Source organism: Streptomyces sp. MS191, from assembly GCF_008042125.1.
Lineage (GTDB): Bacteria > Actinomycetota > Actinomycetes > Streptomycetales > Streptomycetaceae > Streptomyces.
In genome coordinates, this window is the sequence record NZ_RDBI01000024.1 from 1 (window position 1) to 5,304 (window position 5,304).

The following is a 5,304-nucleotide window of genomic DNA, read 5'->3' on the forward strand; positions in this document are numbered from 1 at the left end:
CGTCCGGACCGCGTCGAGGGGGTGCGTCCGGACCGGGCGGAGGACGTGCGTCCGGACCGGACGGGTCAGGGCGTGCCGAGGTCGGTCGTCACGGTGGTCCATGTGCCGTCCTTCACCGCGTAGACCGTCAGGCCCCGGTTGAGGGTGTCGCCGTAGGAGTCGAAGGCCACACGGCCCGTGACGCCGTCGAACCCCAGCCCGGCCACCGCCTGGGGCATCTTCGCCCGGGCGTTCTCGGGGAGGGTGCCTCCGTTGGCCTTCACGACGGCCTTCACCGCCTCGATGACGGCCCAGGTCGCGTCGTAGGCGTAGGGGCCGTACGGGCCGGCCGTCTCGGGGTATCCGGCGTCGCGGTACTGCGTGAGGAACCTGTCCCCTCCCGTCAGCCTCTCGGCGGGCAGGCCGATGTTGGTGGCGAGGTCGCCCTCGGCCTGCGTGTTGGCCGTGAGGAACTGCTGGTCGAAGATGCCGTCGCCGCCCATCAGCGGAATACGCGCGCCCGCTTGTTTGAGCTGCTGGGAGAGCGGCCCGGCGGTGACGTAGTCGCCGCCGAAGTACACGGCGTCGGCGCCGGACGCCCGGATCTTCGAGGTGATCTCGGTGAAGTCGTCCTGCTGGGGAGTGACGTGGCCGGAGCCCACGACGGTCCCGCCGAGCCTGGTGAGTTCGGCCGTGAACCCGGAGGTGAGCGTGGTGCCGTAGCTGCTGTTGTCGTCGACGACGTAGAGCTTGCGCTTCCCGGCCTCGCCATGGAGGTAGCGGGCGGCGACCGGCCCCTGTTCGGCGTCCGTCGCGACGGTGCGGAAGTAGGTGGGGTGGGGCCGGGACTTGGTGCCCCTCGCCCAGTCGGGGCCCAGGGTCAGTACGGGGTTGGTGTTGGACGGCGACACGTTGACCAGGCCGGCCTGCGCGAGCGGCTCCTGCATCTCCTGGGCGACGCCCGAGTTGACCGGCCCGACGACGCCCAGCACCTGCTTGTCGGCGACGAAACGCGAAGCGTTCATACGGCCCTTGGCCGGAGTGGCCTCGTCGTCCAGGGCCTCGATCATGAATGTCACACCGGGTACGTGTCCGGTGCGGTTGGCGGTCTTGGCCGCCAGGTCGGCCGAGTTCTTGACGCCGGCGCCGAAGGAGGCCAGGCCGCCGCTGAGCGGCGCGTCCACACCGATGACGACGGTGACGGGGGAGGCGCCCGTACCGCCGCCGGCCGCGTCGTCACCACCGGTCTTGTCGTCGTGGTCGAGGGTCCAGGTGAGGACGGAGCCGATGGCGAGGGTGGCCAGGGCGGCCGCGAGGACGGTGGAGCGGCGGGTGAGAGCACGCCGCCGGGCGGCCGACTTCCCGGTGTTCCCGCGCTGGTCGTTCCCGCCGAGCCGGACCGTGTCCCCGGCCGGCGGCACGGGCGGCGTGGACGGCCGGTCCGGTACGCGTCGGCGGGGGGCGTCGACGGTGGGCACGGAGTCCGTGACGGTGGGCGTCGGCAGGGAGGGCGGGGACGGTGGTTCCGCCTCACCGTCCCTCTCGGCGCGGGCGTCGTCCGTCGCGGCGTCCGGCAGGGATTCCGGAGTCGGCCGCGGTGCAGGTACGGACCCAGGGTCCGACTCGTGCCCGGCCTCGGCCTCCGGCCCGGACTCTGCGACCTCGTCCACGCGGGACCGCGAAGGCGGCGATGACGGCGATGACGGCGATGACGGCGACGAGGACGAGGACCGCGTGGCGCTCAGCGCCGACGCCAGCAGCTCGGCGGCTTCGGCTGCCCCGGGTCGGCCCACCGGGACCTAGAGTGTGCGCGTGACCGAGCACAACTCAGAACTCATCGCGGGCCGGTACCAGCCGGTGGGGGCGGGTGAGGATGGCCACGGCGAGGGCGTGGAGGCCCTCGGCGTCGAACGGGGGCTGTCCTTCGACGGCGTGGTAGAGCGTGGCGCCGAGCGCCCACAGGTCGTTGGCCGGGGTCGGGCGCTTGCCTTCGAGCTGTTCCGGCGGCATGTACTGCGGGGTGCCGATGACGATCCCGCTGTGGCTGAGCTTGGTGGTGGCGTCCGCGAGGTGCGCGATGCCGAAGTCGGTGAGGACGACGCGGTCCTTGGTCAGGAGCACGTTGTCCGGCTTGATGTCGCGGTGGACGATCCGCGCGGCGTGCGCCTCGGCCAGCGCGTCGAGCATGGCGGAGCCGATCTCGGCGACCCGTTGCGCGGGGAGTCGGCCCTGTTCCCGGATGGCCGCGGCAAGGGACTGTCCCCGGATGTACTCCATGACGATCACGGGGGCGCCCCGGTGTTCCACGACGTCGTGGATGGTGATGATCCCGGGATGGCTGAGGGTGACCGCCGCGCGGGCCTCGCCGGTGAAGCGTCCGAGCAGGGTGGTGCGGTCGCCGTCGTCCAGTCCCAGCGGGAAGACGATCTCCTTGATGGCGACCTCGCGTCCGAAGAGCTGCTGGTCGACGCCGCGCCAGACCCGGCCCATCCCGCCCTGGCCGATGCGTTCGACCAGCTGGTACCGGCCCGCGATGAGTTCTGAGTTGTGCTCGGTCACGCGCACACTCTAGGTCCCGGTGGGCCGGTCGGGTGACAGAACGCCGACCGGCTCCACGGCCGGTGCGGGCCGGCTCTCCGAGGGCGCGCGGCACGGGCACGCGAAGGCTTCCGCACGCAGACGAACGCCCGTACGGCCGGTATTCGCCTCCCCGTACGCGCCGCGCCTCCGCTCACTCGCCCGGTCTCCCCCGGCGTGCGCGACGGGATGTGCGCGGCTTTGGTGGAGAGATCTCTTGCACGCCCCTACGTACTGCGGCCGAGGGGGCCTCACCATGGACCTGCGGTTCAGAACACGGAACGTCGCGTCGGCGTCCGCCTTCCTGTCGGTCGCCGAGTGCCGCGACATCATCCGGGCCATGGAGGACGCGCCGCGGGAAGAGGCGCAGGTCGTGCGCGCCGGGCAGTCGGTTCTCGATCCGTCGCTCCGCCGGTGTTTCGACCACCATTGCCCCGACGCCGTCACACGGCCGCTCGGCGACCGGCTGACCTCCCATTTCGACGCGCACCGGGGCGAGTTCGAGTCCGACGCGGACTACCTGTACGGCCCCTACTTCATGTCGTACGAGCAGGGGAGCTACTTCCGCGCGCACCGGGACGTCGCCAACCACAAGGACGATCCGCCCCGGCTGGCCGCGCACCGCTGGTCGCTCCTGCTCTACCTGAACGGACGCGTGGCCACGACGGACCTGCCGACGTTCGACGGGGGCGCACTCACCCTCTACGAGACCGACCCGACCCTGCGCGATCGCCGGGTCGTCATCGTCCCGGAGCCCGGCATGCTGGTGCTGTTCCGGTCGTCCCTGATGCACGAGGTGGCGACCGTACGCGAAGGCACCCGGTACGCGGTCGCGGGATGGATGTCCAGTTCGAGTTCGCATGCGCTGGGAGGCCGGCGATGAACGACCATGCCGTGGTCAACGAGTCGATCCGCATCCAGGTGGCGGCCGGTGATCTTCCCGTCGAGACGAAGACCGCGCTGGCCACGTTCTGCCGCCGCAACAGATTCCCGCACCTGTACTTCGAGACCCTCGAGCCACTGCTGTCCCGGAGCGGCCTCGTGCTCGTGCTGGCCACGACGGACAGGCCGTGGCCTCCGAAGGGGATCGGCTCGCAGACGGTCGCGGCCGTGGGCATGGCGCTGATCGGTACGGAGCGGCGGGCCCACCTCACTCCGGTGCTGACGGACCGCGCGCATGCCACCAACCTCGGCCTCGTCGGCGCGGTGACCAAGCACCTCCTGGAGCACCTGCGGGACGCCGAGGTGTCCTCGGCCGGATATCTCGTCCGCGCCGGCGATCGCGCTCTCGAACGGGCCCTGGAACAGGCGGGCTTCGCCGAGTCCGACCTCCAGTCGACCACCGACTTCGCCGAGTACCAGGAACACGCCGCCACGCCCCGGAAGGTCCTCGACACCCTGAACCTCGGTCAGGTCAGGATCGGGGACCTCCTGGCGCTCGCCCTGGACGACCGGGAGCTCGATCGCCTGAGTGTCTACCACTTCGCCCTCACCACCGGCTTGACCGCCTATCTGCAGGACTCGCTCCGGTACGCGGCGCTCCTTCCCGGGCTGATCGATCTGGCGGCGACCCTGCCGCCCGGCGGGGTGCCACCGGGCACCCCCGGCCCCGCGTGACGAGGGCGGTGCCGCCGGGGCGATCGGGGAACCGGTCCGGCCGTGTCTGAGCCGTCGGGCGCGCCGCCGGCGCTGTCGCTGGTCGTGGCGAGCCTCGACGAGGGCGTGGAGCTTCTCGAGACGGTGAGGTCCGTCTACGCCGGCTCCGTCGTTCCCGCGGAGACCGTCGTCGTCGACGACGGAGGCACCGACGGCAGTTGCGCCGCCCTGCGGAGCGACGCATGGCGCGCGCTCGGGGTCGTCGTCCACCGCGTCGAGCGCAGCGGGGTCGCAGCGGCCCGGACCGCGGGCGCCCGCCTCGCGAAGGGGGCCCATCTGGTCTTCCTGGACGCGCACTGCCGGTTGGAGCCCGAGTGTCTCGCCCGGTTGCGGGCCGCCCTGGTCGCGGAGCCCGGTGCCGTGCTGGCGCCCGCCATCCGCGACGTCGGCGGCACCGAGTACGGCTGCGGCGCCCGGCTGGTCGACGCCGCGCTGCGGTACCGCTGGCTGCCGCCCGGCCCGGAGGAGGCGCCGTACCCGCTGCCCGTCGCGCCCGGGGGATGCCTCGCGTTGAGCCGGTCCACCTTCGACCGCCTCGGCGGCTTCGGGGAGTTCAGGGAACTCGGCCTGGAGGACGTCGACTTCAGCCTTCGGGCCTGGCGGGCGGGTGTCGACGTGCTGGCCGTCCCCTCGGCGAGGCTGCAGCACCGCTTCCGGCCGCACCCGCCGTATCGTCTCGGCTCCACGAGCCGCGCCTACAACGTGGCCCGGGTCGCTCTCGTCCACTTCGAGGGCTCCCGTCGCGAGGCCTGCCTGCGCAGGATCATCGGGACGCCGAGGGCCGCCGAGGTCCTGGTCGAGGCGTTCGCCGGCGACTGGGAGGAGCAGCGGGCCGGGCTCGCCGAGACCGGTTCACGGACGGTCGAGGAGTATTTCGACACGTTCGGCGACTGGGGTCGGCGGAACTGAGGCGGCCGGCCGGCCGCGCCCCCTCCTTCGTCCGTCGCCGCACCCAGGGCGATCAGACCCCTCCGGCCCTCCTGTATAAGGATGTTCGAACCGAACGGAGAGGTGGCCGCCCATGCCGAAGCGTCGCGCAGTGGTGGTCGGGGCCGGAATAGGTGGGCTCACGGCCGCCGTCGCACTGCACCG

Annotated in this window: 5 protein-coding genes; 3 read left to right on the plus strand and 2 right to left on the minus strand. The window is 72.2% G+C overall.

What is annotated here, in order from left to right; all coding sequences use genetic code 11:
- Positions 1–65: 65 nt before the first annotated feature.
- Positions 66–1,457, minus strand: coding sequence for a branched-chain amino acid ABC transporter substrate-binding protein (locus EAO71_RS03050; protein WP_261991965.1), 1,392 nt, complete (start codon positions 1,455–1,457; stop codon positions 66–68).
- Positions 1,458–1,806: 349 nt separating this feature from the next.
- Complete coding sequence (locus EAO71_RS03055; protein WP_147976208.1) at positions 1,807–2,538, minus strand: serine/threonine-protein kinase; 732 nt, start codon at positions 2,536–2,538, stop codon at positions 1,807–1,809.
- A 274-nt stretch (positions 2,539–2,812) separates the two neighbouring features.
- On the opposite strand from EAO71_RS03055, the gene EAO71_RS03060 reads away from it, so the two are divergent.
- From EAO71_RS03060 to EAO71_RS03070, 3 genes are read left to right on the plus strand one after another with little or no spacing between them, the layout of a single operon-like run.
- Positions 2,813–3,439 carry a 2OG-Fe(II) oxygenase gene (locus EAO71_RS03060; protein ID WP_147976209.1) on the plus strand — a complete coding sequence of 209 codons (627 nt, stop codon included), beginning with the start codon at positions 2,813–2,815 and terminating at the stop codon, positions 3,437–3,439.
- Complete coding sequence (locus EAO71_RS03065; protein WP_147976210.1) at positions 3,436–4,173, plus strand: hypothetical protein; 738 nt, start codon at positions 3,436–3,438, stop codon at positions 4,171–4,173. Before EAO71_RS03060 ends, EAO71_RS03065 begins: the two co-directional genes overlap by 4 nt.
- Positions 4,174–4,215: 42 nt before the next feature.
- Positions 4,216–5,121 carry a glycosyltransferase family 2 protein gene (locus EAO71_RS03070; protein ID WP_147976211.1) on the plus strand — a complete coding sequence of 302 codons (906 nt, stop codon included), beginning with the start codon at positions 4,216–4,218 and terminating at the stop codon, positions 5,119–5,121.
- The last annotated feature ends 183 nt before the right edge of the window (positions 5,122–5,304 follow it).